We start from the raw sequence: 26289 nt of genomic DNA, 5'->3' as shown, positions 1-26289 counted from the left end.
ACGCCTCTCAGGTCAGTTGGGTGACGATGCCGGAGGCCGACCCCGCGAGGACGCAGGCCGCCATGACGATGCCGAGGCTGCCCATGTGCTCGCTGCCCTCTCCCCGGCGGTGAGCCATGGCCATCCGGCCGGCGACGACGAGCACGCCCGCGACGCACGCCATGGTGACCGCGAGGAACACCCAGTGCAGAACGGTCAGGAGCTTGTCCCAGCCCGGGGGGTTTCCGCCGCCCTTGGTGGGGTCGGGCGCCGCGAGCAGCGCCTGCTGGCCGGTCTCGGCCAGCGTCATCAGAAGAGTCATCGGGTCCCCGATTCAGGATTCAGTGAGTGTGAGCAGGTCGCGAGCCAGTCCGGCCGACTCGCGTGGTATCGCGTCTGGCGGACGTCCCTGCCGCCAGTCCTCGGCCCAGGAGATTTTCCACGTCCTGGGGACACCGCCGGAGACCAGCCGGACCAGGTCGCGCAGGGCCGGGGGCAGACGCCCCGGAGCGTCCGCGACCAGGACCAGGCCGAGCAGCTCGACGCCGGGCAGCACACCGGACGCCCACTGCCGCGCGGCGAGCTGGGCCTGCTGGAGGCCCGCGGCGTGCGTGCGCGCGACCAGGACGACGGGCTGACGGCCGTGGGCCGACAGCGGCCAGCAGCGGCCCGCGTCCACGCCGCCGGGCACCACGGAGCCCAGAGTCGTGACTCCGGCGCCGCCGTGGCAGCCGAGCCACCACCAGCGCGCCGGCGCCTGAACTTCCCGTACGGGCAGGCCGATCGGGGGCGGGTCCACGCCGCCCGGCTGTGGCCGGATACGTACCTCCCGGGGCGCCCCCGGAGGCGGGCCGCCGGCCGGTGCCGGGGCGGGGGGTGCCGTCGTGGGGGCCGCTGGAGTCACCCAGGGATTTTCCGTCTCAGGTGTCACAGGAGGCTCCCTTGGCCATATAGCAGGGTCACAGAGTGTCCGATAACACCGAATCTGGTCAACTGCGTTCGCCCGGGGCTACGGTGGCCGGAATGACCACGCGGAACCGTCCTGACCGGGGGCAACGATGGCTAGGATCCACAGACATGGCATATGGGGACGGAAGGGCCGCCCGGCCTGCCGGGCGCCCGTTCGCAGGCTATCCGCCGCTACCGACACCGGTACCGGCGGCCGAAGCGGCCCCGGCCGCACCGCATCTGACGGAACGACGCGTACCGCCTCTAAGTGTTCGAAAGCGGGCATTGTGCGCAATGGTGGGGCGATCCTGGCGTCACCTGAGGGGCGGGGAGGAGCTGACCGCCCCTCAGGCCGTCACCGGTACGGGTGGCGGGGAGTGAGCTGGTGAACGCGCTCAAAGGGGGGCCCGCCGCCATGCTCGCGGCGGGCTGCACGGCCGCCGTCCTCATCGCCACCGCGGTGACCGGCGCGGCCGTCGACGAGGACGACGATCTCCCCGGTGACGCCCTCGGCCTCAACGTCGAGGCCATCCCGGCCGAATACCGCGACTGGATCGTCCAGGCCGGCCAGACCTGCCCGGAGAACCCGGAGGTGTCGGCCGCGCTGATCGCGGCCCAGATCGAGCAGGAGTCCGGCTGGAACCCGGACGCCGTCTCCCCCGCAGACGCCCGGGGGCTCTCCCAGTTCATCCCCGGGACGTGGGCGACGTGGGGAGTCGACGCCGACGAGGACGGCGTCGCCGACCCGTTCAGCCCGCCGGACGCCATCATGAGCCAGGCCCGGTACGACTGCTGGCTGGCCGACCAGGTCCGCAGCTACAAGATCCCCAGCGCCGACGTGCGGCGCCTCATGCTCGCCGCCTACAACGCGGGCCCCGACGCCGTACGCCGGTGGCAGGGCATCCCCCCGTACGCGGAGACCCAGCGCTACGTCGCCAGCATTCTGCAGCTCATCGCGAAGTACAGCGCGGCCGTCGACCAGCCGGCCGGACCGTTCGGTCAGCGCGTCGTCGCGCACGCCCAGCGCTGGATGGGCACCCCGTACTCATGGGGCGGAGGCAATGTCAACGGCCCCAGCTTCGGGTTCGCCCAGGGTGCGAGCATCAACGGGTTCGACTGCTCCAGCCTGGTTCAGTACGCCGTCTATCACGCGTCCGGGGGCAAACTCACGCTCCCCAGGACCTCCCAGGTCCAGGCCACGGTGGGCGAGGCGGTCTCCCCCGGTGACATCCGGCCCGGCGACGTGATCGCCTTCCAGCTCAACGGCCCCAGTGCCGGGTATGACCATATTGGAATTTATGTCGGCGATGGCATGTTCGTGCACGCGCCGCGTACCGGGCAGACCGTGTCCACCGCCCGTCTGGCAGACGGGTACTACTCGGGCAAGACCCAGACCATCAGGAGATACGGATGACGCGGACCGGCATTCTGCCGCTCGCCCTCACGGTGACCGCCCTACTGGTCACCGCCGGGTGCAGCGGCTCCGACGACGGCACGGTGTCCGGGAAACCGCCCGCCGCCAGCACGGCGCCCGCGCCCACCGGCACCGGGCCCTACCCCGTCCCCACCAACGCGACCGCAGCCCCCGAGCAGCCCCGGGCCACCGAGCTCCGCCAGCCCAAGGGCGGCATCCCCTCCCCCGGCGGCGTCGACCAGGCCGACGCCGGCGCGATCTCCCGGGCCGCGCTCACCGCGCTCATGACGTACGACACGACGGTCGACTCCTCCCGTACCGAGGCGTCCCTGCGCACGGCGGCCGCGGGATGGTGCACCGCTTCGTACGGCGCCACTCTCCGCGCCACGACCTCCCGGTCCGGGACCGGCGCCGCGTGGGCGACCTGGGCCTCCCACCGCGCCTACACCACCGTGGAGCTGACGCCCGCCGACGAGGCCGGCCGCCCCGCCGACACCGCCACCACCGCATACCGCCAGTGGTCCATGACGGTCACCCCCAAGGGGCGCGACGGATGGACCGGCGCCCCCGAGCAGTACGCCGCGTTCGTCGAACTCGTGCGCGCGGCTCCCGGGGCGCCGTGGCGCCTGAACTCCCTCTCACTCCAATAGGACCAGCATGGACACCGCACGCGTACCGCCCTGGCCCCTCTACCGGCTCACCGCCGAGGAGAGCGGGACCGTCACCGTCACCGGGCCCGCCGCTCCCGGCGAACCCCACCCGGACCGCGCCGCCGCCGTCACGGCCGTGGCCGCCATCGCCGCCGGCCTCACGCCACCGCGCCCCGTACGGGCGCAGGCCCAGGACCTCGACGGCACCCTCTGGCCTCTGATCATCGGCCCGGACGGCACCGCCGCCGAGGACGGCGCCCCCACCCGCCCCCGGCGCACCCGTACGACCAAGCGCGCGGCCGGGCGCCGTACGCCCGCACCCGCGGCGCCGTTCGAGGAACCGTCCGGCATCCCCGGTGCCCCGGCGGAGCCCGAGGAAGAACGCCAGGTTCTCAGCGGCGTGCAGCAACTGCTCGCCCAGGCGCACGCCCGCCAGAACCAGCGCAAGGAGCCCGCCCCGCCGTCCGCGCCCGCCGTACCGGCGGCGCCCGTCGCCGCCGCGCGGGTGGAGCCGATCCCCACGCTGCTGACCATCCGCCGGTGCGCCGACGCGGGGGACCTCGACCGCGCGGCGGAGCTGGCGAGGCTGCTGGACGATGCGGTCTCAGCGGCCCACGGGCCCAGCCACCCCAGCGCGCTGGAGGCGCGCACCCTGCGGGCGGATGTCAGCGCCGCGCGCGGCGAGGCCACGGAGGCGATCGCCCTGTACCGCGACATCGCCGAGCGGCACATGTACGCCGGGGACTCCGAGACCGCCGATCAGATCGCGGACCGCGCACACACCCTGTGGCAGCAGATCGATGACCCCCGCACGGCCGCCGCCATCGGGCCGGCCATCGTACGGATGCGCGGTCACATCCCGGGCCGGCGCGGGGGATACGCCCACGCCCAGCAGCTCCAGGCGTACCTCGAACACGCGGTGGGGCAGGGCCGGGGGTGATTCACCCCTGGGACCAGTCGATGCCCGAGGGGTAGTAGTGCCCCAGCGGCTCGTCCGGGGCTCTTGGAGGAAGCGGGGCCCGCCGGGGGCGAGGCGGGGGAGGCGGCGGCAGCAGGCCGGCCTGGTGGTCCAGGGCCGTCCGCAGCGCCGCCACCACGGCCGCCGTCCCCGCCTGCCACCCTAGAGCGGCATCGCCGTCCAGCTCCTCCGGCACCTCCGCCGCCCTTTCCACCAGCTCCAGCGCCCGCGCCCATGTCCCCACCTCCACCATGGACACCAGCTCGTCAGGGCCCTCCCGCACCGCCGTACGCCCGCACGGTCTCCAGCTCAGCTCCAGCCGTCGTCGCGCGTACTTCGCCCGAGCGCGGAGCCGGTCCGTCGTCGGTGTCTCCTCGTCAGCCACGGGCCAACAGTAGGAGACCGGACGTCATCTAGGCGGCAGTCCGCACGGGCCCTGGTGATGCCGATGCTGCGGACAGGGTCGGCCGGCCCTGTTGATCCACCGGGCGCAGTAGGTGCGGAACTCCTCGCCGGGCGGGATGTGCCAGAGAGACTCGTCCTGTTCCCGTTCCCACTCGGACGGCTGCTCGGTGACCCTGTTGACGTCGCCCGGCGCGACGCTCAACTCGACATCGCTGTCGAACAGGACGACGTAGGGGTACGGAGCGACGTACTGCCTGACGAGCATCACCCGGCCGAGCGTCCCGGGCGGAACGTGATAACTGACGGAGCAGTCCGCTGGTTCCGCTCCCCAGCCCTCCTCCGCCTCCAGGCCGTCGTGCGGGTATGACCCCCGCAGCCGGTGGGTGGCTTCCACCCTGTCGCCGCAGCGCAGAGTCAGCTGACCCACCCTCACCCGGCGGGCCAGCTCCAGCCGGTCCGCCAGCGAGAGCTTCTCCAGGAGGCCGTCGAGCTGACTGTTCACCGGCCCAGGGTATTCGTCCACGGACGCCGAGAACCCTGGAACGCGGAGAGCCCCCCGGACGTCCGGGGGGCTCTCCGCGTTCCAGGCGCGCGGGTACTACGCGGCGTAGGCCGCAGGGGCCATGGGCCAGGAGCCGTACGGGGCGGGCTGTGGTGCGGCGCTCAGTACGTACCGGAGTGCCAGGGCGCTGTCGGTCACCGTCTTGTTGTAGCCGCGTCCGGTCTCCAGGCCGGTGACGACAGCGTGGTGGGAGCTGAGGTCTCCGCACCACGCCCTGAGCTGGGCAGCCGGATCGCCCCCCGGCTCCGCCTCCACGATCTCCAGCGACCAGGCCGGACACCACGGTGTCCACGGGGCCGGGTCGATGATGTCCGCCATGCGCGCCGCGGCCGTACGGAGCCACCACAGGGCATCGTCCGCGTCCAGAGCCGAGTACAGCGCCAGCGTCCAGCGGCGCGCGTCGGCGCCGGTGCAGACCGAGACCCGGCACACGATCCCGTACAGCGAGGCGGCCGGGGTCATCGCGGGCCCTCGTCCGCCCGGTAGGGGCGCCACAGGAGGCCGGCCGCGGCCTCTGGATCGACGAGGTGGATTGAGCAGCGGCCGGGGTGGATACGCAGCAGCCTGCACGCACCGTGCCCGTAGGTGTCCGACCCGCAGGTCTCGACCCTGGTGAACCCGTGCGGCTGGCTCTGTCCGACCCACGCGGCCCAGATCGGGGGTCCGTCCGCGGCGTGGCGCCGCACCATCCCCCAGTGCGGCTCCGTGGGGAGATGCGCCTGTACGGCGCATCGCGGGTCGGCCGTGACGGTCTCGGTGTCGACCAGGGCGTCGCCCAGCGACATCAGCACCGACAGGTAGGCGTCCGCGAGGCGCAGGCGTGCGCCGCAGACCCGGGCGCGGGGGCGCGTGCGGTGGTGGAGATCGATCATCACTTACTCCCATGGGGTGATCGGCGAAGACGGAGCGAGACTTCGGCCCAGACGACGAGGCCGGTCTCACGGTGGTGCCAGTCCCAGTTCCTGGAGAGCGCGGCCACGAGGAGGAGGCCGCGTCCGGACTCGGCCCCGGCATCCGGCAGGCGCAGGCAGGGGATGCCCGTATGGCCGCCCTGATCGGTGACCATGACGGTGAGGGTGTGGTCCACGCGGTAGAGAGCGACCTGCACGTGGCCGCCCGCTCCGTGTGCCACCGCGTTGGCGACGAGTTCGCTGGCGATCTGTACGGCGTCGTCGCGCGGTTCGTCCGGCACGTGCCAGTGGTCCAGTTGCGCGGCGGTGAACGCCCTTGCCGCCGCCGGGGTGAGCATGTCCGCAACGGCGTACTCCTGCCGCGCGTACTGGCGCAGGGGGGCGCGGGTCACGGAGCCACCGCCCTGCGCGAGAGGTGGTCCAGGGCCCGCCGTACGAGCGCCGTGGTGATGACCTCGGCCAGTACGTAGGCATCGGTGGCGGGGCGCCCGTCCGCCGGGGGGACCACCCACCGGCGAACGGAGTGGGCCGGGGCGATCCCGGCGGGCGCGCACGTGGTGCCCCGCAGCGCCGGCCAGACCGGCGCCGTACCGGGGGCCACCAGGACCTCGAACACGCCACGGGCCGGAGTGATCCAGACCGGCCCCAGCACGCCCCGCTGACGGCACCGCGCCACGACGTCCAGGCCCAGCGGAAGCGTTATCCGCACGACGTCCCACCGGAGGCCCGCCGTTCTCGGCACGCTGTCGGCTGGAACGGTTGTGGTGATGGTCTTCGGGTCGGCCATGGCGACCCCTCTCCCTCGTCTGCGTGCAAACTCTGGGCGCCCCGAGGTCTCACCGAGCGTGAGGCAACGGTGGCGGTCAGTGGAGTATGGCATTGTGCATCTCAAAATGTGAATCTCATTGCTGACATCTCTCGTGCTCATCTGGATGAGCCCACGCACCCTGACACCCCGTCCATCCGCGTACGGGAGAGGGGATTTGCTGCTCCGGAGCAGGGCCGGGAGACTGACGACCACGATGGAGGGGACGACATGGCCGCAGTAGGAGCCACCACCCGCAGGCGCCAGCTGGGCGCGGAGCTGTACCGGCTCCGGGCCCGCGCCGGGATGACGCTGGAGGCCGCCGGGGACGCCGTTGGCGTGTCGCGGGCGACGATCAACCGCTACGAGTCAAAGGCCGGCGGGGTGAAGTGGGTGATCGCCGAGAAGCTGTGCGGGGCGTACGGCGCCACGCCGGCCGAGACCGACGCGGTGGTCCGGCTCGCGAAGGAAGCCAAGGTCCAGGGCTGGTGGAAAGCGAACCAGTACGCCGACGCGATTCCCGACTGGATCACGCCGCTGCTCACCTTGGAGGACGAGGCGGTCGAGGAGTGCCACTGGGCCAGTACGTACGTCCCGGGCCTGCTCCAGACCCGCAGCTACGCGGCGGCCGTCATCAACGCCGCCGAGTCCCGCACGTCGCCGCCCGACGAGATCACGCAGATGGTCGACGTGCGGATGAGGCGACAGCAGGTCCTCGTCCGCCCGTCGCCGATGCACATGTGGGTGATCCTCGACGAGGCGGTACTGCGGCGCGTCGTGGGCAGCGCGCAGATCATGGCCGAGCAGCTTGACCACCTCGCGCAGGCCGCGCAGAGCCAGCACGTCACCATCCAGGTACTCCCGTTCAGCGCGGGCGCGCACGCGGCGGAGTCCACCGGCTTCATCATCATCCGGGGACCCGAGCCGGAGCTGGACGTAGTCCACCTCGGCAACCTCTCCGGCGCCCTCTACCTGGAAAAACCGGACGAACTCGTCCGCCATCGCACGGTGTTCGACTACCTGCGTAGCCAGGCGCTCAGTCCGGCGGAATCATCTGAAATGATTTCGTCTTTTGTCGAGCAGTTCGCCGCCGTGGCGGCGCGCAAGGAGTCTGACTGATGCCCACCACCGACCACGTTTGGTACAAGTCCTCGTACAGCGGCGGAGCCGGCTCCGACTGTGTGGAGACAGCCATCCAGGCCCACGCCGTCCGTGTACGCGACTCCAAGAACACCCAAGGCCCGCAGCTCTGCCTCTCCCCGGCCGCCTGGACCGTGTTCGTCACTGACGTGGCCGGGCCCCGCTCGTAGACGTCCCGGAGAACTCGAAGGGGGCCCGACCACGTGGTCGGGCCCCCTTCGAGTTCTCCCGCGGCGACTCTCAGCTCTTCCGCGCGACGTACCCCCACTGGTCCACGTCCGGATCGATCGTTCCTTCGGGATGCCAGCGGTTGATCGGGCCGAGGCCGGGCGGAGGGATGGTCAGGCCGGCCGCCATCGCCAGCATCTCCTCGGCGGTGGACGTCACGTAGGGCTGAGTCCCCGAGGCCCGGTACGACGCGTGCACCGCGTCCGTCTCCGGTGTCGAGATCGTGGTGCACAGCACCAGATAGCTGCCCGGTGCCAGGCGCGCCATGTAGCCCTGCACCAGCGCCGCGGCCTCGACCGGGTCGGTGACGTGCCCGATGGTCGACAGGAGCATCAGCGCGACCGGCTGCTCCAGGTCGAGCGTCTGCGCCGCGCGGGCGAGCACGGCGTCCGGGTCGGCCAGGTCGGCGTCGATGTAGTCGGTGGCGCCCTCGGGTGTGCTGGTGAGCAGGGCGCGCGCGTGCACCAGGACGATGGGGTCGCGGTCGACGTAGACGATCCGGGAGTCCGGCGCGACGCGCTGGGCGACCTCGTGGGTGTTGTCCGCCGTCGGCAGCCCGGTCCCGAGGTCGAGGAACTGCCGTACGCCCTGCTCCGTGGCCAGGTGACGGACCGTCCGGCCGAGGAACGCACGGCTCGCGCGGGCGATGTCGCGGGCGGCCGGGTACTCCCGCACCATCTGCTCGGCCAGCCGCTGATCGGCCTCGAAATGATCCTTGCCGCCCAGCAGGGCGTCCCAGAACCGGGCGCTGTGGGCGATGTCCGGCTGAAGGTCCAGGTCCTGAGGAAGGTCGTCCGTCATTGGGCGTGTCCTTTCGGGAGCGGTAGGCGGGCGGTCGGGGAGAGCGCCAGGGTCGCGGTGACGTCCATGGCCGCCTGGTACGTACGGACGGCTCCCAGATCGTCGGTCACGGTAGCGGTCTCCGCGTGCAGGCCGCGGACGATGAGCCGGTCCGCGAGCAGGGCGTGGTCGTAGCGCAGTATGTCGGCCGGCCCGCCGAGCAGCAGCGGGTGCGGACCGGCGGAGGCGGGGATCACCTGCACGGTGACGAAGTCACGGCGCACGGTGTGCCGGTCCAGCGCCTCCAACTGTTCGCGCATCACGGCCGGATCGTCGGTGACCGGCCGGGTGAGTACCGCCTCCTCCATCAGCACCCACAGCCGCGGGGGCCGCTCCCGGCCCAGGGTGTGCTTCTGACGGGCGTACAGCAGCTCCAGGCGCTGCTCGATCTCCCCCTCGTCCGCGTACGGGTGGCGCAGGTGCAGCAGCGCCCGCGCGTAGCCGGGCGTCTGCAGCAGTTCGGGCACGACGCCTGGCGCGTAGGAGCGGATCATCCCGGCGGCCGACTCCAGGTCGATCACCCCGGCGAGGTGATCGGGCAGCAGGCTGCGCCAGGGGTGCCACCACCCCGGCCGGAGCGCGTCGTCGAGCGCGTCCAGGACGTGCCGGGCCTCGTCGGCAGGCGTGCGGTAGAGGCCCAGCAGGTGGGTGACCGTGGCGGTACGCGGCGCGGTCTGCGCGCGCTCCAGCCGGCTGACGGTCATCTCGTGGACCCCCAGCGACGCCGCGGCGGCCTCGATGGTCAGGCCGGCCGCCTCCCTGCGTGCGCGCAGGTCTGCGGCGAAGAGCCGCAGCGCCACCGTGGGACCGGATCGAGGCCGGGACACGGGTCTCCCTCCCTTATGGGCGATGTGCCCTCCATGATCCCGCATATCGCGCGCCGGATCAGCAGGGCATCACTTTGCAGGGTTGCAGAGTGTGGGTAGCGGCGTGATAGTGGATTAAGCCACACGGCCGAAAACGAACCCCCCAGCGAGCCCTGGAGTCCCCATGTACGTCTGCATACCGGCAGACCTCTCCCACCTCACGCACACCCGCCGCATCGTCTCCTCGGAACTGCGCAGATGGCGCTGCCCCCGGGGGCAGATAGAAGCCGCCGAGGTCGTCGTCACCGAGCTGGCCGCGCCGCTGTGCCGCCCCGGGATCCAGGCGTACGACCTGACGATCCAGCCCTCACGCCACCACCCGGGCGCGGTCACCCTCTGCGTGGGCGTCCGGGGCGAACTGACCCAGCGCGACATCCCCATCCCCCGCCCGCGCCCGCCGGCCGACGACCTCCCCGACACGGCATGGCCCGCACTGCTCGACGCCCTCACCAGCCACCGCAGCGTCCGCGCCACCGTCCCCTGCTGCTGAACCCCCGGCCGTACGACCCGCATCCGCCCGCACCTCGCAAGGACTGACACCTGATGGCCTACTTCGCCCTGCCCGACGCCCCCCGGATCGGCGCCCGCGGTCTCGCCCTCTCCCACAGCCAGATCGCCGTGCACGAGGACCCGCTCTTCCTCCGCGCCCGCGACCGGCACCCCGACCGCCGCGTCGGACTCGTCTCCGGCGGAGGATCCGGCCACGAGCCCCTCCACGTGGGACTCCTCGGGCAGGGCGGACTCGACGCCGTCGCCCCCGGCGAGATGTCCGCCAGCCCCCACGCCGGACAGATCACCGCCGCGTCCCTGGCCGCAGCCACCACGGGCGAGGTACTGCACATCGTGAAGAACTACGCCGGCGACCGGGTCAACTTCGCCAGCGCCGCCCGGCAGCTCCAGGACGAACACGTGACGGTCGGGACCGTCGTGGTCGACGACGACCTCGCCACCGCCGGAGCAGCCTCCGGCCCCGGCCGCCGGGGCACCGCCGCCACCCTCATCGTCGAAAAACTCCTCGGCGCCGCAGCCGACCAGGGCGCCGGCCTCACCGAACTGGTCGAGCTGGGCGCCCAGATCGTCTCCCAGTCCCGCTCCCTGGCCGTGACCGCCCGCGCGTACACCTCCCCCACCACCCTCCGCCCCGCGTTCGACCTAGGCCGCGAATACGACTACGGATCCGGCATCCACGGAGAACGCGCGGCACGGCGCATCAACTCCCTGCGCCCCACCCAGTACATCGTCCGCCGCATGCTGGCCGACCTGCTGGAGTCCGTCAGCCCCGGCCCCGAAGGCGTGATCCTCCTCGTCAGCGGCCTCGGCGGCACCGCCGAGCTGGAGCTGCGCGGCATCAGCGCACTCGCCTACGACGACCTGACCGACCGGGGCATCACCGTGGCCGCGATCGCCGCCGGCACCTACGTCAGCGCCCGCGACACCGCAGGCATCAGCCTCACCCTCACCGCACTACGCCCCGGGTGGCTCTCCCTGTGGACCGCACCCGCCCAGACCCCCCTCCAACTCCCCGGTGCCGTCAGCCAACAGCCCCCCGCCACCACCTCGTCAGCACGCCCGCAGGCGTCCCCGACCGTGCTCCAGCCCGGCCGCCGTGACGCGCTCGAACAGCTGGCACGACTGACACGCGAGGTCCACCCCGTACTCACCCGGCTCGACCAGAAGGCCGGAGACGGAGACTTCGGAGACAACTGGGCCGGAGGCGTCGAGCGGGCACTCCAGGACGCCCGCACTCACGGCACCGCCGGAACGGCCGCACTCGCCACCGCGTTCAGCAGCGTCGGAGGGACCAGCGGCCCCCTCTTCGGTCTCCTGTTCACCCGCCTCGCCCAGGCTCTCGGCAACGAGCACCAGGACCAAGTCGACATCGCTGCACTGGCCACCGCCAGCGCCGACGCCCTCGACGCCATCCGGGAGACCGGCGGTGCCGACGTAGGGGACCGGACCCTCCTCGACGCACTCGCCCCCGCATCAGACGCACTCGCCAGCGCGGCAGACGGCCGGCGCGAAGCCGCCCTCACCGCCGCCGCACTCGCCGCGATACGCGGCGCGGACACCACCGCCACTCTCCCCGGCCGCCAGGGTCGCGCCAGCTACGTAGGCGACCACGCACTCGGCATCCCCGACCCCGGAGCCGTCGCCATCGCCCTCATCTACACCGTGATCGCCCAGACCTACGAGCCTCAGCACAGCAGACAGATACCCGACATCACCACCATCACAGCCTCCTGACCTGCCCGGACAACCGAGTTTTCCCCATGCACATGGGGAAAGGACCCGTACGACAGACCCTGTCGAGGGTCGAGGCCCGGCGGCCCTGCGCCGCCGGGTTCCAGGCCGTCAACGCGGCACCCTCGATGCCGTCCAGAAGAAGGTCGAGCGACTCAACAGCCTGCCCGACTGGAGGCCGAGGCACCCCTGAGCTGCGCCCGCCTGACGGGACGTCGAAGGAAGTTCGCGAGCGGCAGACGGGAATTTGTGAAGCGACACGCGTTTCATGTTGAAACAGTGACCCTGTGTATGAGTAAGATCGTTCCCATGCCAGGAGTACAGGGAGCACCGCACCCCAAGACTACGGAGTTCAATCGTGGTCGGGACATGCGCGCGACCGTCGTGCTCAAGCCTGGCGAGGATGCTCGTGTTCACTACGAGGAACTTGTCAAGAAGTTGGGCGTGTCCGGGGCGCAGGTGCTCCGGGAGGCCCTGGCAGAGCTGCACCACAAGCTGCTTCCCGAGCAGCAGGAGCAGCGGAGAGACCCCGGACAAGCAGAAGACCCTGGCTCCAACGGAGCCAGGGCCTTACTCGTCTAGGGGGGACCTCGAATCCCGCCCCCGGGAGAGGTCCCATCGCATCATCGAACAGTTGAGTTGTTGATCACCTGGCTGACTCCCAATCAGCCATCCGCCCAGAACCCGCGTGAAGTTGAGCGCCAACTCGACCGCCACGCAAGAACACAGGAGGCCACCTAAGAACCCACAAAAGACCAGGTCAGGGCCGGTTTCCCGGTCCTAGTTGCCCCAGGCCCTCCGCAGGTGGGTCCCGTTTTTGTTGCTTTGTAGACCCCAGAAGGTGGTGTCCCCATCGTAGCGGACAGCTGCGGTGTCAGCCCAGTGCGCCCAAGTTCCGGTGTGTCCACCGAGTTGGCCGCTCACGGCGTGTCGCGTACGGATGCACGTACCCAGGAAAGCCCCGTGCTTATCCTGCGGGCCCCCGTACTCAGGCTCACCACCTGGTACCGGATCGCGGAGATCGCGCGGCACCGCGGAACGCTCCCCCAGACGAAGTTCCGCCTGGCGAAGTTCCTCAACTCCCAGCGCCTCGACCCCATGACCGGCCGCGTAGAGGGCCGGTACGGCACGGCGCAGGTGGACGGGGGAGTCGCCCTGTCCGAGCGCTACGCGTACGTGTACGAAGTCGGCACGGACCGGTTCTGGGACGACCTCAAGGGCCTGTACCGCCTCGGGTTCGCGGAGCGGGTCCAAGCGCCGGCGCCCGGCCGCCGCGCGGTGTACGCGCTGTGCCTGCGCGAGGATGCTATCCCCTCCGACCTCCCCGAGGACCTCATGCGCGAGCTGCGTGTCTGGGACCTCCCCGAGGCAGAGGACCCGTACGAGGACGCGACCCTCGGCCGCCTGGCGGCCCGCCCGGCCCCGACCGTCGAGCCGTTCGTCGTACGCGGAGAGACCCAGGAGACCCATCGGCTCATCACCGAGCTGGCCGCCGCCCCGCGCTGGGAGCACCCGGCCGACAGCCCGGCCGCCGCCGTCGCCCAGTCGATCCGGACCGAGTGGCAGCGTGCCTCTCGGTCCGCCGACGCCGAGGCTGACCCTTGGCCCGGCTGGGAGCCCGTAGAGGAGCCCCAGGCCGCCCTTGTGGCCCCCGCCGTGACGAAGCCGACCCCTGGTCCGGACTTCCGCTGCGTAGCCGTTGCCGACCGCGACCGTGCCGCCGAGATGACCGCCCGAGTCCAGCTCCTGATGGCACTTGGGGTTAATGGCAAAGCGTCTCCTCTATACGCGAAGGGGTTCACACAACTAGTTGGTTTTTCATCTACAGGTAGTGGTGAGCTGATCTGGTCGGACGAAATGGAAAAAGCAAAGACGACGCCTTCGGCGGCGACTGGAAAGAAGACCGGCCACCTCTTCGGGGATGACGTCAGCGCCGTTGCCAGAAGCGTCATGCGCCGTGTGTGGCACTCCTGGAGGGCCCAACTCGGCCATGGGGTGGTGTTCTTGCCTTCTGGCACCCCGGAGGAACTCAGCCGGTCAATCACGGGCGACTCGTGGTCTGACCTGCACCACACGGTGACCATCGCCCTGCGCCGGTCAACCGAGTCCGAGCTCGTCGAACTGCTCACCAGCAACATCGTCCGGCGCAACGAGTGGGGCAAGATCACGTTCAAGGTCGAGAACATGGGCCGCCTGGCTGCCTGGCGCCTGTGGCGGCTCATCAACGACCGGAAGAACGCCCACGGCTACGGCCGCCGCCGCGAGGTCAAGGTCGCCGCACACGTCGAGGCGTGGGACGAGGCGACGCCTGAGCAGCGGGCACGGATGCGGGCCCGCGTCGAGCAGGCTCGTGAGCTGGACCGGCAGCGCGAGGCCGTTCGGGTCGAGCAGCGCCTGGCCGAGCGTGCCGACCGGCGCGAGCGCTGGGGCCTGCACCGGTTCGAGCAGCCGGAGCTCCGCGGTTCCACCCCGGCCGAGCCGCGCCGCTGGGCCCAGCAGCCGGAGCAGGTCCACATCGAGGAGCAGGCCGAGCGCCAGCGCATCGAGCGCCCGTCGTTCGCCTCGGCCGAGGCCACCCACCGGGCCGCCCTGGCCAAGGCCCGCGCGGAGAAGGCCGCCCGCAAGGCCCTCGGCCGGGGGTGACCTCGATACCCTGCCCGGCACGACCGACCCGAGGAGAACCAGCTCATGCCCGTCAAGGACGCGTGCCAGAACTGCGGGGCGCCCCAGCAGGAGAAGGACCGGTACGGCGCGTGCAGGGGGGTTGAGGAACATTGATGTCAGATCGTGCGCCTGTACTCTCCGTGACCGTCCTGCCGCAGATAATGCGCTGTTATCTGTGGCAACGCCGGGCGTCACCTACTGAGACGTGGTCCGGCGAGCGCGCGAAGCGGCCCCGTTATCTGCGGCATCGCGCCGACCGACCGTTGCCGCACGATCCGACGTGGTTGTTCCTCAACTCCCTGCAGCCGGTGCGGAGCCCGCTGGACGCGATGAGCACCAGGACCACGCCGGTACGGTGAACGGACGCCCGGAACCACCAGGTCACCGGCACAACGGAGGGGAGCAGGCCATGATGCTGGCCGTACGGATGAGCCCGGAGGTCGAGCAGGCCCTCGGCCCGCAGATGGCCGTGCAGGCCCGCGGCATCACCGAGGGCACTTGCATCGAGTGTCAGCAGCCGCTCGACTCCGGGCCGGTCAACGTGGTGCTGGGCATGGGGCCCGTGGGCGCCGGCGGCATCTGGTTCGTGCACGATCGCTGTGCGCCGTCGCGGATCATCGAGCTGAACGCCGAGGCCGAGGCCGCGCTCGTGCAGCCCGAGGACGGACTCGACATGACGATGGCCGCGGGCATCGTCGAGGGTACGCCCGTGCTCGTCGCCCGCATGGTGATGACGCCGTACTCTGGCACGCACGGGTCCGAGCCGCGCAACGTGTTCATGCAGGCCCTGCTGGAGAACGGCTTCCAACTCGTCACCGCCGAGCTCGACGCCGAGCCGCTGTCCGAGTGGATCGCCGTGTTCCAGCCCCTCGGCCGCGACCTGCAGCTCGTCGTACTGACGCCGACCGGGGAGCGGTTCTACCAGGGCACGCTCCCCAGGCCGCCCGCCGGATGGGTCAAGGCCGTGCTCGACGGCCGCCAGGTCCTGCTCCTCGGCGGAGATGTCGCGGGCAGCCACGACGCCGCCGAGGTCGAGCAGGCCGCCGCCCTGGCCGTCGCCGCGAGCGAGGGCAAGCTGGCCGGCGCCCGCGTCGCGGCCGGACGCCCCAGCGACTTCGGCCTCTCCTGACGCCTCAGCCACTTACGCCCGAGCAGCTGAAACAGCAAGAACACCATTGAGGGCCCCTGAGTTGACCTCGACAGGGGGCCCATTCTCGCGTCCGTGATCGCCCGCCCGCTGGGCTACCGCCGAACCCGCGGCCGCCGGGGCCCAGAAAGAGGAAACGGGCAACACGGCGAAGTCCCTGGTTCCGGAGCCGAGTTGGCCCGACCGTAGACCCATGCCCCAGTTGCGAATCGTGAGCTTCGGCTACGGGCACAGCAAGCCCCGGCCCAGCTGTGCCCTGATGTTCGACGCCCGTCACCTCACCGACCCGTACCTCGACCCGACCCTGCGCGACCTCGACGCCCGCGACCCCCGCGTACAGCGGGCCGTGATGCGCACCCCCGGCGCCCAGGCCCTACTCGCCGCCATGGTCACCGCGGCGTACCAGCTGCTCGCCCAGGCCGACGACGACGCCACCGTGACCATCGCGGTCGGGTGCGGGGGCGGTCGGCACCGAGCACCTGTTCTTGCCTCCCGGGCCGCCGCGCACATGGACCACCTCGACGAGCTCCGCGTCCAGGCCGTGCACCGCGACCTCGACGAGCAGCTGCTGCCCGCCGGCGCGGGCGAGGCCGCAGCGTAGGGGAGACTGGAGAAGTGCCCCGGTGGCGAGGGCGACGTCCGGCCGATGCTGCCCGCCGCCGGGGCCTCTCCCTATATAGGGGAGAAGCCATCCGACCGTCACCGTCGTTGAGTAGGCCATGGACCTGTTGCCCAGCACCGCGGCGCCGGGTGTCGCCGAGCGGGCCGAGGCCCTGGCCGATGCCGCGTGCGAACTGCACGACGCCGCCAGCACTCCGGCCAGCTGGAGCGTGGCCGCCGTCGAGGACGCGGTCGAGTCGCTGGAGACCACCGCGCTCGCCCTCGCGGTTGCGCACTCCGACGCCGCCGCGGCGATGCTCGTCATCAGGCAGCAACTGGGCCAGCTCCGCGAGCGCCTCGGCCTCCATCCCGGCGAGTCCGTGACCAGCCCTGATGACGAGCACCAGGAGCAGGCCGTCGTTCCGCCGACCCCGATCCGACACACTAGGCAACGGCGCGGCCTCGGCCCCGGATACCAGGGCCTGCGAATTCCGCCGGGCCGTACCGCCACCGGGCGGTAGACGAGTAGCGTCGACACCAGAGCGACGAGGAGGTCACCGTGACCGCACAGCCCGACCACCAGGCCGACCGGCCCGGCTTCACCCCGCCTATGGGCACGCTCTCCGAGCTGCGCGAGGCGCTGTCGACGTGGGGCTTCCCCGGCGACCGCCAGCAGTTCGAGAAGGAACTCAACGCCCTCGACCTCGACGACCTCACGAGCGTGCGCGAGATCACTCAGGCGTACCGGCACCGGATCCGGCTCCGCTACGACCCGCAGGGCATGGCCGCGCTCGCCCGCTCGACGGACCACGTCGAGGGCGAGCTCCGGCAGAGACTCATGGGGGCCAGCGACCGGTGAGCCACGCCTTCTACTCCTTCACCGCCGCGAAGATCCTCCGCGAGCTCAGCCGGTCCGAGAAGGTCGCCGTTGAGTCCGTTCGCCGAGCGCTCGAAGACGACCCCAACCCGGAGCACGCGCGTGGCCTCCCCGACGCCGACCCGCACAGCGAGTCGTACGTCGTCGAGCTGCTGCCCGAGCAGACCGGTGGCCGCGGGATCAGCGTCGTGTACCGCTACTCGCAGGACCTGGACGCCGCGCTTATCCTGTGGCTGATCGCCGGACCGTAACCTCGCATCGGATGCGACCCGCGCGCACGGGTGAGGAACATCGGTACAGCCGTTGGCGCTGAGAAGGATCATGAAGCCCGTCACCGACACGGTGGCGGGCTTCGTCGTGCCCGGCCCGCTGGACTCCGGATAAGCTCACTTGTCCGGAGTCCAGAAAGCCGCATGACGGGCACTCAGGGGAGACCATGACGAACGCGGATCAGTCGGTCACGACGAGCACCACGGACCGTCAGGTCGGTGTCCCGGCGCCCGGACGGTTCGACGCGGAGACCGAGGCCCGGCTCGACGGCATCGACCGCGACGCGACGAAGCACGTCGAGGACAACCGCCCGGCGAAGACCCGCAACGGGTACGCCGCCGACTGGCGCGCGTGGGAAGCGTTCTGCAAGGAGACCAGCCTCCCGCCCCTGGCCGTCCGGACCGGCACGCTCGTGTTGTTCACGGAGTGGTGCTGGATTCAGCCCGGCTACAAGGCCGGTCTGTTCATGGCGCCCTCGACCATCGACCGCCGTCTCGCCGGAGTCGTCGTCACCGGCCGCCGTCAGCACAAGCTGCAGCTGGCGGTCGACGTCGCCGAGGAGGCCCGCGCCCTGCTGAAGTCGAAGGTCAAGGCGATGGAGAAGGCGGGCGAGCAGCGTGGCCGGGGTCAGGCCCCGGCCCTGCTCGTACGGCACATGGAGCGGATCGTCCGCATCCTGCCGGACGACCTGTCCGGCATGCGCGACCTGTCGATGATGACGATGCACTTCGCCATCGCCGGCCGCGAGCACGAGGTCGGGTGGCTCCGCGAGCGGCACGTCGCCGAGGACCCCGAGGGCCGGGGCCTGATCGTGGACGTGCGGATCAGCAAGAACTACCCGCGCGTGGTCCAGGTGCCGTACGGCTCCCGCGCCCACCTCTGCCCCGTCCGGGCCTGGCGACGTTGGCGTGAGGCGTCCGGTATCGGCGCCGACCCGGACGGGTTTGCCTACCGCCGCCTGCACTCGCGACACCACACCGTCATGGAGGCCGGCCTCGGCGACGAGGCCGTGGGCGACGTCATCACCCGGCTCGGCGAGCGGGCCCAGCTCGACATCCGGCCCACCGGGCACAGCCCGCGCCGGGGGCTGGTCACCGAGTCCTCCCGCGCGGGCAACCCGGACGCCGTGGCGGAGAAGCAGGGCGGTTGGGCGAAGGGCTCGAAGGTGATGAGGACGTACCGCGAGGACGACGACGGGTTCGCCGAGAACGCTCTGCACGGCGTGCTGTAGGCCCGCTCCTATGGCGCATCCGCCATAGCCGCCGACGCGCCGGAGCATGATCCATCGTGACGGCTAGGCGCCTCGATGTGACGCCTACCGCGACGGCCGTTCGGAGGCGTCACGCCCCTGCTCGACGAGCCGCCGCCGCATCCGCCAGGCCCGGGTGCGGCACCGCTTGCTGCAGTACACGGCATCCGTCCGCTTCCGGACCGACACAGACCACCCGCACACCGGGCACAGGCCGAGCGCGTACAGCTCACCGCCGCGCATGATGTCGAGCGAGCGATCCACCGCCCGCCCGATGATCACCTCACGCCGTTGGACCCGGCGCCAGTGCTTCGAGCGGCAGGCCGAGTTGCAGTACCGCCGGTTCGGCCCCGCGTCCCGGGGCAACGGCGCCCGGCACGTACCGCAACGACGGACCGGCTTCCTGGCCACCCTCTCAGCCTGGCCCCCTCGGGAGCCGAGGGGAAGGCCGACCAACTACGACAGGCCCAGTTCTTCCCGGGCCTGCAGGACGAACTCGCGTAGCTCCGACCCGTCCGCTCCGCCGTCGCACACCCATCCGTCCGCGACGAACTGGCGGATCATCCGGCGCCGCGACTCGGAGCCGGTCAGCGACAGGGAGACGTACAGCACGATCGTCACGCCCGGCTCTATGTAGGAGTCCCACCAGGCCGGGACCTCCCCGTCGCGCTCCGGGACGAGGTAGTGCTCGACCCGCCGAACCCGCAGTTCCAGCGGGCCCGGCAGCGGGTACGGCTCCTCGCGCGTGCCGAGCCGCAACGACGTCCCCATGATGAGGTCGCCCACCGCCGGCACCGCCAGGGCCCGGTAGCCATCGGGCCGCTCGACCTTGCCGAGGAGCCCCTGGGGAGGCTCGCCCTCGAATGCGTGCTCGTAGAACTCGATACGTACGCCCAGATCGATCATGCCGCGATCCTGGCACAGCGGGCAGGCCCGCAAGGGCAGTTGAGCAGCTCCCCCTCCTCGGCCGCCCTCGGTCGAGGAGGACCTCGGCACCCCCGGGCCGAGACGGCGAAGACGGTCTTCGCCGATAACTTGCTGTGCGACGACCTGCTCGCGGAAGCTCCCCTTCGGTCCCAACTTGCTGCCCGCGGCTGTCCCACGTCACATCTGGGCGGTGGCCACGTACGAGTGGGTAGGTCCGTCGCCGCCGGCAACGGCCGTCCATCCGCCCTGGCGGGGCAGGCTGCCGTGCTCGGAGAGGTAGGTGGGCATCCACGCCTCCGGGTCGCCCGCCAGCGTGTGCAGCAGGGCGGTGCTTGGCGGGAACATCCGGTCGGCCACGACGCAGGCCATGCGCAGAGCCTCGGACATCGACGGAATCTCCGTCACCCGTGAGTGCGTGCGCTCCGGGGTGCCCCGGCCTCTCACGGTGACCTGCCACTGCAGGCCCGTCCGTTCGTAGTCAGCGAGCGCCTCGGGGGCCGTCGCCATCTGCTCGTGCGCCGTGGCCGCCGTGACCGTAGCCGGGCCCGTCAAGGTCACCATCACCCCGGGTACCGCCTCGACGTGCCCGTCCGACACCGGCCCCAGATTCCTCGGCCGCCGTGGCTTGTTCGCCTTTTCCCGTCCCATGGACGGTTCAACGACCAGTCGGCGGATACGTTGCCGCCCGCCGATGTCCGCGCGGCCAACTTCCTGTTTTCGGCCCTCATTTGAGGTCGGATTTTTACACCGTCCCCAGCTCAGGACCGGTAACAGTCTGCCCCTCGGTCGAGCGGACTGTTACCGCGCCGAGCGTCGCCGAGTCGACCGTCGAGCGCGTCCTCGGCCCGTCCGTGGGGCGCCGGGGCTCCGTAATCCTCCGTGGCCTGCAGCGCGCGCGACTGCGGGTGATTCGGGCTGTGAAAGACGGCCAGCGGCGAAGGGAGGGGGGTCGGTGGCCGACCGGTCGGCGACTGCCCCGGTTCGTCGTGGCCCGGACCGTACCCCCGCCGTCGCACCTGCAGGCGCGTGAGGCGACCGCACCGCCGGCCGTGGCTGAGGGGGAGCAGCTGCTGCCGCGCGTCACGCCGGGGCCGTCGAGGTCGCTCCGCGTCGGTGCGGGTCCGTCGTGGCGAGGAGCGTGTCGTCACCGGTCGGCGCGGGCCCGTGGGGACCCGCAGCCCACGGCCGTCGCGGCGAGCACGGCGGTCCGCACGGTTGTCGATCTCCCCCCTCCAATCCATTTCAATTCAATCCATCACCGTAATGCATTGGATTGGGTTGACGTAATGAATTGGAATGGATTAGAATGGGGGGACCGCGAAGGACCGGAACGAGGGAGAGCACGATGACCGAACTGCAGGGCAGCGGCGAGGACTTCGACTTCATGCGCGACGTCGTCGGCGACGACCTGGTGGTGGGCGGAGTCGTCTACGACAGCGACGTGTGGCAGTCGGACGGCGAGGGCGGTGTCGAGAGGCGCGAGCCGTAGGCGTGACGGCCCCGGCGGGGGGCGCCCCCGCCACGTTCGCCAGGACCGCTGAGAAGGAGACCGCGATGGAAGACCAGCCGACCGCCGTGCAGCCGACCATCTGGCTCGTGACCCGGGCCGAGGACCCGGGCGCGATCCCGTGCGTGGACGAGGCCACGGCCCGCGCGTACGCCGAGCAGCGGTACCGCGAGGATGAGGACCCCGACGACCCCGCCGTCCTGCGCTGGGACGACGACGGGGAGCTCGTCGACGACGCGTTCCCCGGCAGTTACCAGGGCGCCGATTGGACCGTTTCCGAGACGCCCGTGATCTGCCCCGCCGACCTCACCAACGCCGAGTAGGAGCACCCCAGATGAGCGAGCAGCAGCCCGAGGCCGAGGCCACCGTCGCGACCGAGGCGGACAAGACGCCCAAGTGCGCGTTCCCCGAGTGCAACCGCGCGCCGGTCCCGAAGGACCCGCGCGTCCGGGGGGCGGCGCCGAAGTACTGCGACGACCCGGAGCACAACGCTGCCACGGCATACAAGCTCAAGAACCAGAAGCCCGCCGGCACCGCGGCCGCCGAGGCCGTCGAGGTCGACACCGAGCGTCCGGTGACCACCGCGGCCACGACCGCTGTGTTCGTGGGCGAGACCGTCCTCACCGCCGTGAAGACGCTGGAGAGCCAGCTCCCCCGGTACGTCGCACTTCTGGAGAGGCGCGACGACCCGGAGGCCGCCGAGGCCCAGGTCGCCAACGCCGAGGCCCGCGCCGATGCCCGGATCGCCGAGGCCCGGGAGGAGCTCGTCACCGAGCGCGGTCGCAGGGAGAAGGCCGAGCGGCGGGCGAAGAGCGCCGAGGAGGCCAAGGCGGAGGCCGACGAGGCAGCGGAGGAGGCGCTCCGTCAGCTTGACGAGGGGAAGGCCCGGTTCGAGGCCGAGACCGCGCGCGTCCGCGAGGAAGCCGAGGCCGAGGTCGCGCGCGCACGCCAGGAGGCGGAGGACGCCGTCACGGCCGCCCGCGAGGAGGTCGAGGAGGCGCAGGCCCAGTTCCAGAGTGAGACCGCGCGCATCCGCGAGGAGGCCGCCGAGCAGGTCACCACCATTCAGACCGAAGCGGCCATGGAGGTCGAGACCGCCAAGCACGACGCGGCGAGCCGGGTCGAGCGGATCACCCAGGAAGCCGCCGAGGCCCGCGAGCAGCTGCTCGCCGAGACCGCCGCGAAGGTCACCGAGTTCAAGCAGCAGGCCGACGAGCGCGTCGAGGCCGCGGAGGCCGCCGCCGGCCGCGCGCAGACCGAGGCCGAGCGCCAGGTCGAGGAGATGCGGCAGACCGTCGAGGCCACGGAGGCCGGTGCCCGCGAGGTGAAGGCCAAGGCCCTGCAGGACGTCGAGAACGCCAACGCCCGCGTGGTCGAGGCGAACGCGAAGGTCGAGGAGGCCCAGGCCGCCGCCCGCCAGGCGCACGCCGACGCGAACACCAAGGTCGACGCCGCCAAGGAGGTGGCGAAGGCCCTGCGCGAGGAGGTCGAGCGGATGGCCACCGCGGCGCAGACCCGAGAGGGCCGCATCACCACGCTGGAAGGCGAGGCGAGGGACCTGTACGGCCAGCTCCGCGCCGCCGACAGCAAGGTCCGGGACGCCGAGGACAGGGCCCGTACGGCCGAGACCCGCGCGGACACGGCCGAGCGCCAGTTGCAGGACCTGCAGGGCAAGCGGAAGTAGAGGAGACCGCCCGATGACGACCACCGAGCCGCTGCCCGTGGCAGTGCCCCAAGCTCACGTTGATACCGCCGTGGCCACGCTCCGCGCGGAACTGGGGCGCAGCGACAGCAAGGCCAGCCTGTTACTGGCCCTGACCGGGGCCACCCTCGCCGGGTTGGTCTCGGCCGCCGGCAACACTCATCTGCCCACCGCCTCCCTGGTGACCGGATCGTTCGGCGCGGTCGCCATGCTCACCGCGACCGTGCTCTTGCTGCTCTCGGTCCGCCCGACCTTGTCCGGCACCGGATGGCCGCGTTGGCCCGCGATGCCCGACGAGCAGCTGCGCGCCCAACTTGCCGCCGGGCAGCAGATCGACGAGGCGAAGGTCCTTGCGGCCGCCGCCGCACGGAAGTTCCGCCGCATCCGCGCCGCCATTGACTGCGCATTGGTCGGGCTCGGATTCCTCGCGCTCGCCGCTGCTCTTGCCGCCGTCCTCTGAGAAGGAGAGTCCGACATGCCCGACCCGGTCACCGGCGAAGGATTCGACGCCCCGTCGCCCGAAGTCGCCTACATGGGCGCCCCGGACTTGATCCACGAGACCGCCGAACTCACGGCGCTCTCCGAGCGACTGCGGGCCGAGACCGCGAACGCCGTTGCTGAGGGCACGTACGAGTTCGACGAGCACCAGGAGCGTCTGATCTTGCTCCGCCGCGCGGCCCTGTCCGACCGGTTGTCGCTCGCGTACCCGGACGTCGAGGAGTTCGTGACCGACGCGGCGAAGCTGGCCCATGAGCTGGCCCGGTTCGACCGCGACCACGGCACCCACCAGGGGCCGATCGGACCGGGCGCGATCGAGTGGGACCCGTCCCACCGCCCCTACATCCGCCAGGAGTACGACCACTGGGGATGGTGACCACCCACCCCCGCCCAACTCCCCCACCAACGAAGGGACCCCATGTCCACCACCCCCGCCGACGCCCACCAGCTCCCGCCGGCCTCCCGGCTCGCCGACGTCCTGCAGCAGCTCATGACCGAGTACCCGACCGACGACGCCGAGCACTCCCCCGCCTTGGTCGCCGCAGTGCTGACCGTCACGCCGTTGCACGGCGACGACCGGGGAACCGCGATCGAGGTCCCGCTGCAGGCCGGTCAGGTCGAGTGGCTGACCAACCTGGTCAGCAAGGAGTCGGCCCACTGCCGCAACGCGCACTCCGACCAGAGCGGTCAGTGCGGGCACTGCGCCGGCACCGGCTCCGCCCGGCCCGGCCAGTCGCTACGGTGACGACGACGAGCACCAGGACCACGACGAGCAGGAGGGGCCGAGCCACATGATGCTGGCCGCGGACAAGGGCGACATCAACACGATCATCGGGGGCATCGCTCCCGACTGGGGACCGTTCGGCGCCCTCGGCACCGAGGCGAAGACCATGGTCCAGGTCGTCATGGCACTCGCCATCCTGATGTGCCTGGCCATCGCGATCTGGGGAGCGGCGAAGCAGCGGATCGGCGCCACGGCGATGCGCGACACGTTCAGCGCGGAGCAGGGCAAGGGCCTGATCATCGCCGGACTGGCAGGCGTGTTCATCATCGGCTCGCTCGGCACCGTCTTCACCATCGTGTACGGCATGGCCGTCTGATGAGTCCCGAGTCGGTCGTCCCGTGGGCCGCCCTGGCGGCTGACCCCGCGACCGTCGAGAGCTACCGGGCCAAGGTCTACACCGACCGGGGCCCGGACCTCTGCCACTACTTCCTCGGCGCGATCAGCAGCTCCGGCCACGGCAAGCTCCGCGCCGGATCGAGGAAGACGGGCACCTCCCGCGTGGTCACCGCGCACGTCCTGGGCTACGTGATCGCCAACGGCGCCGACGCCCTCCCCGAGGGCCACGTCGTACGGCACACGTGCGATGAGTCCAGCTGTCAGCTTCCCGCCCACTGGGTGGCCGGCGAACGGCTCGACAACATCCGCGACTACTACGCCCGCAGCCACCGGGCCGGGCACGCGCTCGGCGATGTCCGGGGCCCGGACGGACGCGCCACGGCCATCCGCGACGCGATCCTCGGCGCCCTGGCGACCGGCGCCGACGTCGAGGTGGCCATCGCCGCCGCGATTGCAGCGGGTAACCCCTCGGGGGCCTCCCAGGAGACCCTTTTCTGAACCCCCTGGTAACAGTTGGAACCGCCCGTACGTTGATCAAACCCCATGCACATGGAGGCAGGAGCGACCGTGAACGTCCCGAAGACCGACCCGGGCCGCGAGGGCACCCGGATGATCGCCGCGCTGGAGAAGTGCTGGGCCGCGATCCAGAAGAACCACCCGGACGTGCCGCCGGTCCTGTTCATCAGCGGAACCGGAATCGCGCGCAGGCAGACGGAGAAGCCCCGCACGTCGACCGACGCACCCCGCCGCCGGCACTACCCGACCCGGGGTCACCACTGGGCCGACCGGTGGGCCGTGGCCGAGCACGAGGGCAGGCTCGCCGAGCTGTTCGTGGCCGGAGAGACGATCCGCGACGGGGGCGAGGAGATCCTCAAGACCGAGCTGCACGAGGCCGCCCACGCGCTCGCCCATGTTCGAAAAATCCAGGACACCTCCAAGGGTGACCACAGGTGGCACCGCAAAGAGTTCGCGCAGCTGGCCCGCGAGGTCGGACTCGAACCTCCGCGCAAGAGCGAGAAGCCGTTGGGTTTCTCCAACTGCACGTTGACCGACGCGACCCGCAAGAAGTACGCGTCCGTCATCCGCCAGCTCGACGCGGCCGCCCTCCCCGGCCTCGGTGTCGACGACGAGGACGCCGCCGTCGAGGAGGAGCCCACCGAGCCGGAGACCCCCGGCTCGACCAACGGCAAGCGGGTCAAGGTCACATGCGGATGCGAGCCGGAGCCGCGGGCGTTCCCCGTCACACCGAAGGTCCTGGCCGAGGGTCCGATCATCTGCGGACTGTGTGAGCAGCCGTTCACCCTCCCCGCCGAGGCCGCCGTCGAGGAGGACCAGGAGCAGCCCGCCGACACCGGGCCCGGCCCCGAAGCGGAACCCGACTCCCCCGCCGCCGAGTTCGTCCTGGCCCTCCCCGAACCCCGCCCCGCCGAGGTTGTCGAGTCCCGGGATTCCTCCATGGACATGGGGCGTTGACCCGTCCGGATGGGCCGCGCTCGCGCGGCCCACGGCCGCCGTGGTGCCCGTGCGTTTCCCCATGGACATGGGGCGCAGCCCAGCGCCGGCGCGCGAAGCGCGCGGCGGAATCGGCCGCCGCCTCAAATCACTCGTGGTAACAGTCGAGGCCCGCCCCCACGTTGGGGGTCGGGCCTCAGCTCGTCTCTGGCGAGCGTACAGGGGCTCGTGCGGCTCGTCGAGCCTTGCTCTTCTGAGAGGCGCTCAAGCCGCCCTCTCAGACTCTCCAGGCAACCGTCTCCCCCTACAGCTCGAATCCCTACCGCACC

General features: G+C 71.4%; 35 protein-coding genes. 23 read left to right on the top strand and 12 right to left on the bottom strand.

All coding sequences use genetic code 11. From position 1 onward, the window contains the following. Window positions 1–7: 7 nt before the first annotated feature. Entirely contained in the window at window positions 8–301 is a 294-nt protein-coding gene (locus ACIO3P_RS38165) for a hypothetical protein (RefSeq protein ID WP_401855874.1), read from the bottom strand. Between the two features lie 12 nt (window positions 302–313). Then, complete coding sequence (locus ACIO3P_RS38160; RefSeq protein WP_401855873.1) at window positions 314–778, bottom strand: DUF6668 family protein; 465 nt, start codon at window positions 776–778, stop codon at window positions 314–316. 534 nt (window positions 779–1312) lie between these two features. On the opposite strand from ACIO3P_RS38160, the gene ACIO3P_RS38155 reads away from it, so the two are divergent. From ACIO3P_RS38155 to ACIO3P_RS38145, 3 genes are read left to right on the top strand one after another with little or no spacing between them, the layout of a single operon-like run. Continuing rightward, a complete protein-coding gene (locus ACIO3P_RS38155) occupies window positions 1313–2341 on the top strand; it encodes an NlpC/P60 family protein (protein WP_401855872.1) in 1029 nt (342 codons plus the stop codon). Further along, complete coding sequence (locus tag ACIO3P_RS38150; RefSeq protein WP_401855870.1) at window positions 2338–2991, top strand: hypothetical protein; 654 nt, start codon at window positions 2338–2340, stop codon at window positions 2989–2991. Before ACIO3P_RS38155 ends, ACIO3P_RS38150 begins: the two co-directional genes overlap by 4 nt. Before the next feature lie 7 nt (window positions 2992–2998). Beyond that, window positions 2999–3931: a hypothetical protein gene (locus ACIO3P_RS38145; RefSeq protein ID WP_401855868.1), complete on the top strand. Its 933-nt coding sequence runs from the start codon at window positions 2999–3001 to the stop codon at window positions 3929–3931. Window position 3932: 1 nt separating this feature from the next. Here the strand turns inward: ACIO3P_RS38145 and ACIO3P_RS38140 are convergent, their stop codons facing one another. The 6 genes from ACIO3P_RS38140 to ACIO3P_RS38115 all read right to left on the bottom strand — a co-directional run bounded on the left by ACIO3P_RS38140 (window position 3933) and on the right by ACIO3P_RS38115 (window position 6614). Beyond that, entirely contained in the window at window positions 3933–4334 is a 402-nt protein-coding gene (locus ACIO3P_RS38140; protein WP_401855867.1) for a hypothetical protein, read from the bottom strand. A 24-nt stretch (window positions 4335–4358) separates the two neighbouring features. Next, a complete protein-coding gene (locus ACIO3P_RS38135) occupies window positions 4359–4856 on the bottom strand; it encodes a hypothetical protein (protein WP_401855866.1) in 498 nt (165 codons plus the stop codon). Between the two features lie 96 nt (window positions 4857–4952). Beyond that, window positions 4953–5378 (bottom strand): hypothetical protein, encoded by a 426-nt coding sequence (locus ACIO3P_RS38130; RefSeq protein WP_401855864.1) that lies wholly within the window; start codon window positions 5376–5378, stop codon window positions 4953–4955. After that, a complete protein-coding gene (locus ACIO3P_RS38125) occupies window positions 5375–5788 on the bottom strand; it encodes a hypothetical protein (RefSeq protein ID WP_401855861.1) in 414 nt (137 codons plus the stop codon). The genes ACIO3P_RS38130 and ACIO3P_RS38125 overlap by 4 nt, the downstream gene beginning before the upstream one ends. Next, window positions 5788–6219 carry an ATP-binding protein gene (locus tag ACIO3P_RS38120; RefSeq protein ID WP_401855860.1) on the bottom strand — a complete coding sequence of 144 codons (432 nt, stop codon included), beginning with the start codon at window positions 6217–6219 and terminating at the stop codon, window positions 5788–5790. The genes ACIO3P_RS38125 and ACIO3P_RS38120 overlap by 1 nt, the downstream gene beginning before the upstream one ends. Continuing rightward, complete coding sequence (locus tag ACIO3P_RS38115) at window positions 6216–6614, bottom strand: hypothetical protein (RefSeq protein WP_401855857.1); 399 nt, start codon at window positions 6612–6614, stop codon at window positions 6216–6218. The genes ACIO3P_RS38120 and ACIO3P_RS38115 overlap by 4 nt, the downstream gene beginning before the upstream one ends. Before the next feature lie 249 nt (window positions 6615–6863). Here ACIO3P_RS38115 and ACIO3P_RS38110 point away from each other — a divergent pair, with 249 nt between their 5' ends. Together ACIO3P_RS38110 and ACIO3P_RS38105 are read left to right on the top strand one after the other, a co-directional pair. Continuing rightward, entirely contained in the window at window positions 6864–7751 is an 888-nt protein-coding gene (locus tag ACIO3P_RS38110; protein WP_401978289.1) for a helix-turn-helix domain-containing protein, read from the top strand. Further along, complete coding sequence (locus ACIO3P_RS38105) at window positions 7751–7942, top strand: DUF397 domain-containing protein (RefSeq protein ID WP_401855978.1); 192 nt, start codon at window positions 7751–7753, stop codon at window positions 7940–7942. The genes ACIO3P_RS38110 and ACIO3P_RS38105 overlap by 1 nt, the downstream gene beginning before the upstream one ends. Before the next feature lie 70 nt (window positions 7943–8012). Here ACIO3P_RS38105 and ACIO3P_RS38100 read toward each other — a convergent pair whose 3' ends face one another. Both ACIO3P_RS38100 and ACIO3P_RS38095 read right to left on the bottom strand, forming a co-directional pair. Next, window positions 8013–8801: an SAM-dependent methyltransferase gene (locus ACIO3P_RS38100; protein ID WP_401855976.1), complete on the bottom strand. Its 789-nt coding sequence runs from the start codon at window positions 8799–8801 to the stop codon at window positions 8013–8015. After that, a complete protein-coding gene (locus tag ACIO3P_RS38095; protein WP_401855974.1) occupies window positions 8798–9667 on the bottom strand; it encodes a Scr1 family TA system antitoxin-like transcriptional regulator in 870 nt (289 codons plus the stop codon). The genes ACIO3P_RS38100 and ACIO3P_RS38095 overlap by 4 nt, the downstream gene beginning before the upstream one ends. Window positions 9668–9830: 163 nt before the next feature. Here ACIO3P_RS38095 and ACIO3P_RS38090 point away from each other — a divergent pair, with 163 nt between their 5' ends. From ACIO3P_RS38090 to ACIO3P_RS38050, 9 genes are all read left to right on the top strand, one after another. Then, complete coding sequence (locus ACIO3P_RS38090) at window positions 9831–10196, top strand: hypothetical protein (RefSeq protein WP_401855972.1); 366 nt, start codon at window positions 9831–9833, stop codon at window positions 10194–10196. 53 nt (window positions 10197–10249) lie between these two features. Further along, on the top strand, window positions 10250–11950 hold the full coding sequence (locus ACIO3P_RS38085) for a dihydroxyacetone kinase subunit DhaK (RefSeq protein ID WP_401855970.1): 1701 nt from the start codon (window positions 10250–10252) through the stop codon (window positions 11948–11950). 960 nt (window positions 11951–12910) lie between these two features. Beyond that, on the top strand, window positions 12911–14590 hold the full coding sequence (locus ACIO3P_RS38080; RefSeq protein WP_401855969.1) for a hypothetical protein: 1680 nt from the start codon (window positions 12911–12913) through the stop codon (window positions 14588–14590). A gap of 430 nt (window positions 14591–15020) precedes the next feature. After that, a complete protein-coding gene (locus ACIO3P_RS38075) occupies window positions 15021–15740 on the top strand; it encodes a hypothetical protein (protein WP_401855967.1) in 720 nt (239 codons plus the stop codon). Window positions 15741–15951: 211 nt separating this feature from the next. After that, window positions 15952–16359 (top strand): ATPase, encoded by a 408-nt coding sequence (locus tag ACIO3P_RS38070; protein ID WP_401855965.1) that lies wholly within the window; start codon window positions 15952–15954, stop codon window positions 16357–16359. Window positions 16360–16477: 118 nt separating this feature from the next. After that, on the top strand, window positions 16478–16879 hold the full coding sequence (locus ACIO3P_RS38065) for a hypothetical protein (RefSeq protein ID WP_401855963.1): 402 nt from the start codon (window positions 16478–16480) through the stop codon (window positions 16877–16879). A gap of 38 nt (window positions 16880–16917) precedes the next feature. Next, entirely contained in the window at window positions 16918–17217 is a 300-nt protein-coding gene (locus tag ACIO3P_RS38060; RefSeq protein WP_401855961.1) for a hypothetical protein, read from the top strand. After that, entirely contained in the window at window positions 17214–17486 is a 273-nt protein-coding gene (locus ACIO3P_RS38055) for a hypothetical protein (RefSeq protein ID WP_401855958.1), read from the top strand. The genes ACIO3P_RS38060 and ACIO3P_RS38055 overlap by 4 nt, the downstream gene beginning before the upstream one ends. Window positions 17487–17671: 185 nt before the next feature. Further along, complete coding sequence (locus ACIO3P_RS38050; RefSeq protein ID WP_401855956.1) at window positions 17672–18736, top strand: integrase; 1065 nt, start codon at window positions 17672–17674, stop codon at window positions 18734–18736. A gap of 474 nt (window positions 18737–19210) precedes the next feature. On the opposite strand, the gene ACIO3P_RS38045 is transcribed toward ACIO3P_RS38050, so the two are convergent. After that, window positions 19211–19660 carry a hypothetical protein gene (locus ACIO3P_RS38045; RefSeq protein ID WP_401855954.1) on the bottom strand — a complete coding sequence of 150 codons (450 nt, stop codon included), beginning with the start codon at window positions 19658–19660 and terminating at the stop codon, window positions 19211–19213. Between the two features lie 198 nt (window positions 19661–19858). Continuing rightward, on the bottom strand, window positions 19859–20278 hold the full coding sequence (locus ACIO3P_RS38040; protein WP_401855951.1) for a hypothetical protein: 420 nt from the start codon (window positions 20276–20278) through the stop codon (window positions 19859–19861). Window positions 20279–21026: 748 nt separating this feature from the next. On the opposite strand from ACIO3P_RS38040, the gene ACIO3P_RS38035 reads away from it, so the two are divergent. The 9 genes from ACIO3P_RS38035 (at window position 21027) to ACIO3P_RS37995 (ending at window position 25981) form a co-directional block, all read left to right on the top strand. After that, the gene (locus ACIO3P_RS38035) at window positions 21027–21170 is read left to right on the top strand and encodes a hypothetical protein (RefSeq protein WP_401855949.1); all 144 of its coding nucleotides are present in this window, start codon (window positions 21027–21029) and stop codon (window positions 21168–21170) included. 65 nt (window positions 21171–21235) lie between these two features. Next, on the top strand, window positions 21236–21511 hold the full coding sequence (locus ACIO3P_RS38030) for a hypothetical protein (protein WP_401855946.1): 276 nt from the start codon (window positions 21236–21238) through the stop codon (window positions 21509–21511). Between the two features lie 11 nt (window positions 21512–21522). Beyond that, window positions 21523–22872 carry a hypothetical protein gene (locus ACIO3P_RS38025; RefSeq protein ID WP_401855943.1) on the top strand — a complete coding sequence of 450 codons (1350 nt, stop codon included), beginning with the start codon at window positions 21523–21525 and terminating at the stop codon, window positions 22870–22872. 13 nt (window positions 22873–22885) lie between these two features. Continuing rightward, a complete protein-coding gene (locus ACIO3P_RS38020; RefSeq protein ID WP_401855941.1) occupies window positions 22886–23350 on the top strand; it encodes a Pycsar system effector family protein in 465 nt (154 codons plus the stop codon). Window positions 23351–23365: 15 nt separating this feature from the next. Next, window positions 23366–23764: a hypothetical protein gene (locus ACIO3P_RS38015; RefSeq protein ID WP_401855939.1), complete on the top strand. Its 399-nt coding sequence runs from the start codon at window positions 23366–23368 to the stop codon at window positions 23762–23764. Window positions 23765–23806: 42 nt separating this feature from the next. Continuing rightward, window positions 23807–24133 carry a hypothetical protein gene (locus tag ACIO3P_RS38010; protein ID WP_401855937.1) on the top strand — a complete coding sequence of 109 codons (327 nt, stop codon included), beginning with the start codon at window positions 23807–23809 and terminating at the stop codon, window positions 24131–24133. Window positions 24134–24179: 46 nt separating this feature from the next. Further along, on the top strand, window positions 24180–24488 hold the full coding sequence (locus ACIO3P_RS38005; protein ID WP_401855935.1) for a hypothetical protein: 309 nt from the start codon (window positions 24180–24182) through the stop codon (window positions 24486–24488). After that, window positions 24488–25006, top strand: a complete 519-nt coding sequence (locus ACIO3P_RS38000) for a hypothetical protein (protein WP_401855933.1) — start codon at window positions 24488–24490, stop codon at window positions 25004–25006. The genes ACIO3P_RS38005 and ACIO3P_RS38000 overlap by 1 nt, the downstream gene beginning before the upstream one ends. Before the next feature lie 69 nt (window positions 25007–25075). Next, window positions 25076–25981 (top strand): hypothetical protein, encoded by a 906-nt coding sequence (locus tag ACIO3P_RS37995; protein ID WP_401855931.1) that lies wholly within the window; start codon window positions 25076–25078, stop codon window positions 25979–25981. The last annotated feature ends 308 nt before the right edge of the window (window positions 25982–26289 follow it).

The sequence above is a fragment of the Streptomyces sp. NPDC087310 genome (assembly GCF_044744405.1).
GTDB lineage: Bacteria > Actinomycetota > Actinomycetes > Streptomycetales > Streptomycetaceae > Streptomyces.
Note: the sequence above shows the minus strand (reverse complement) of the source record. Positions and strands in the feature narration are given on the sequence as shown.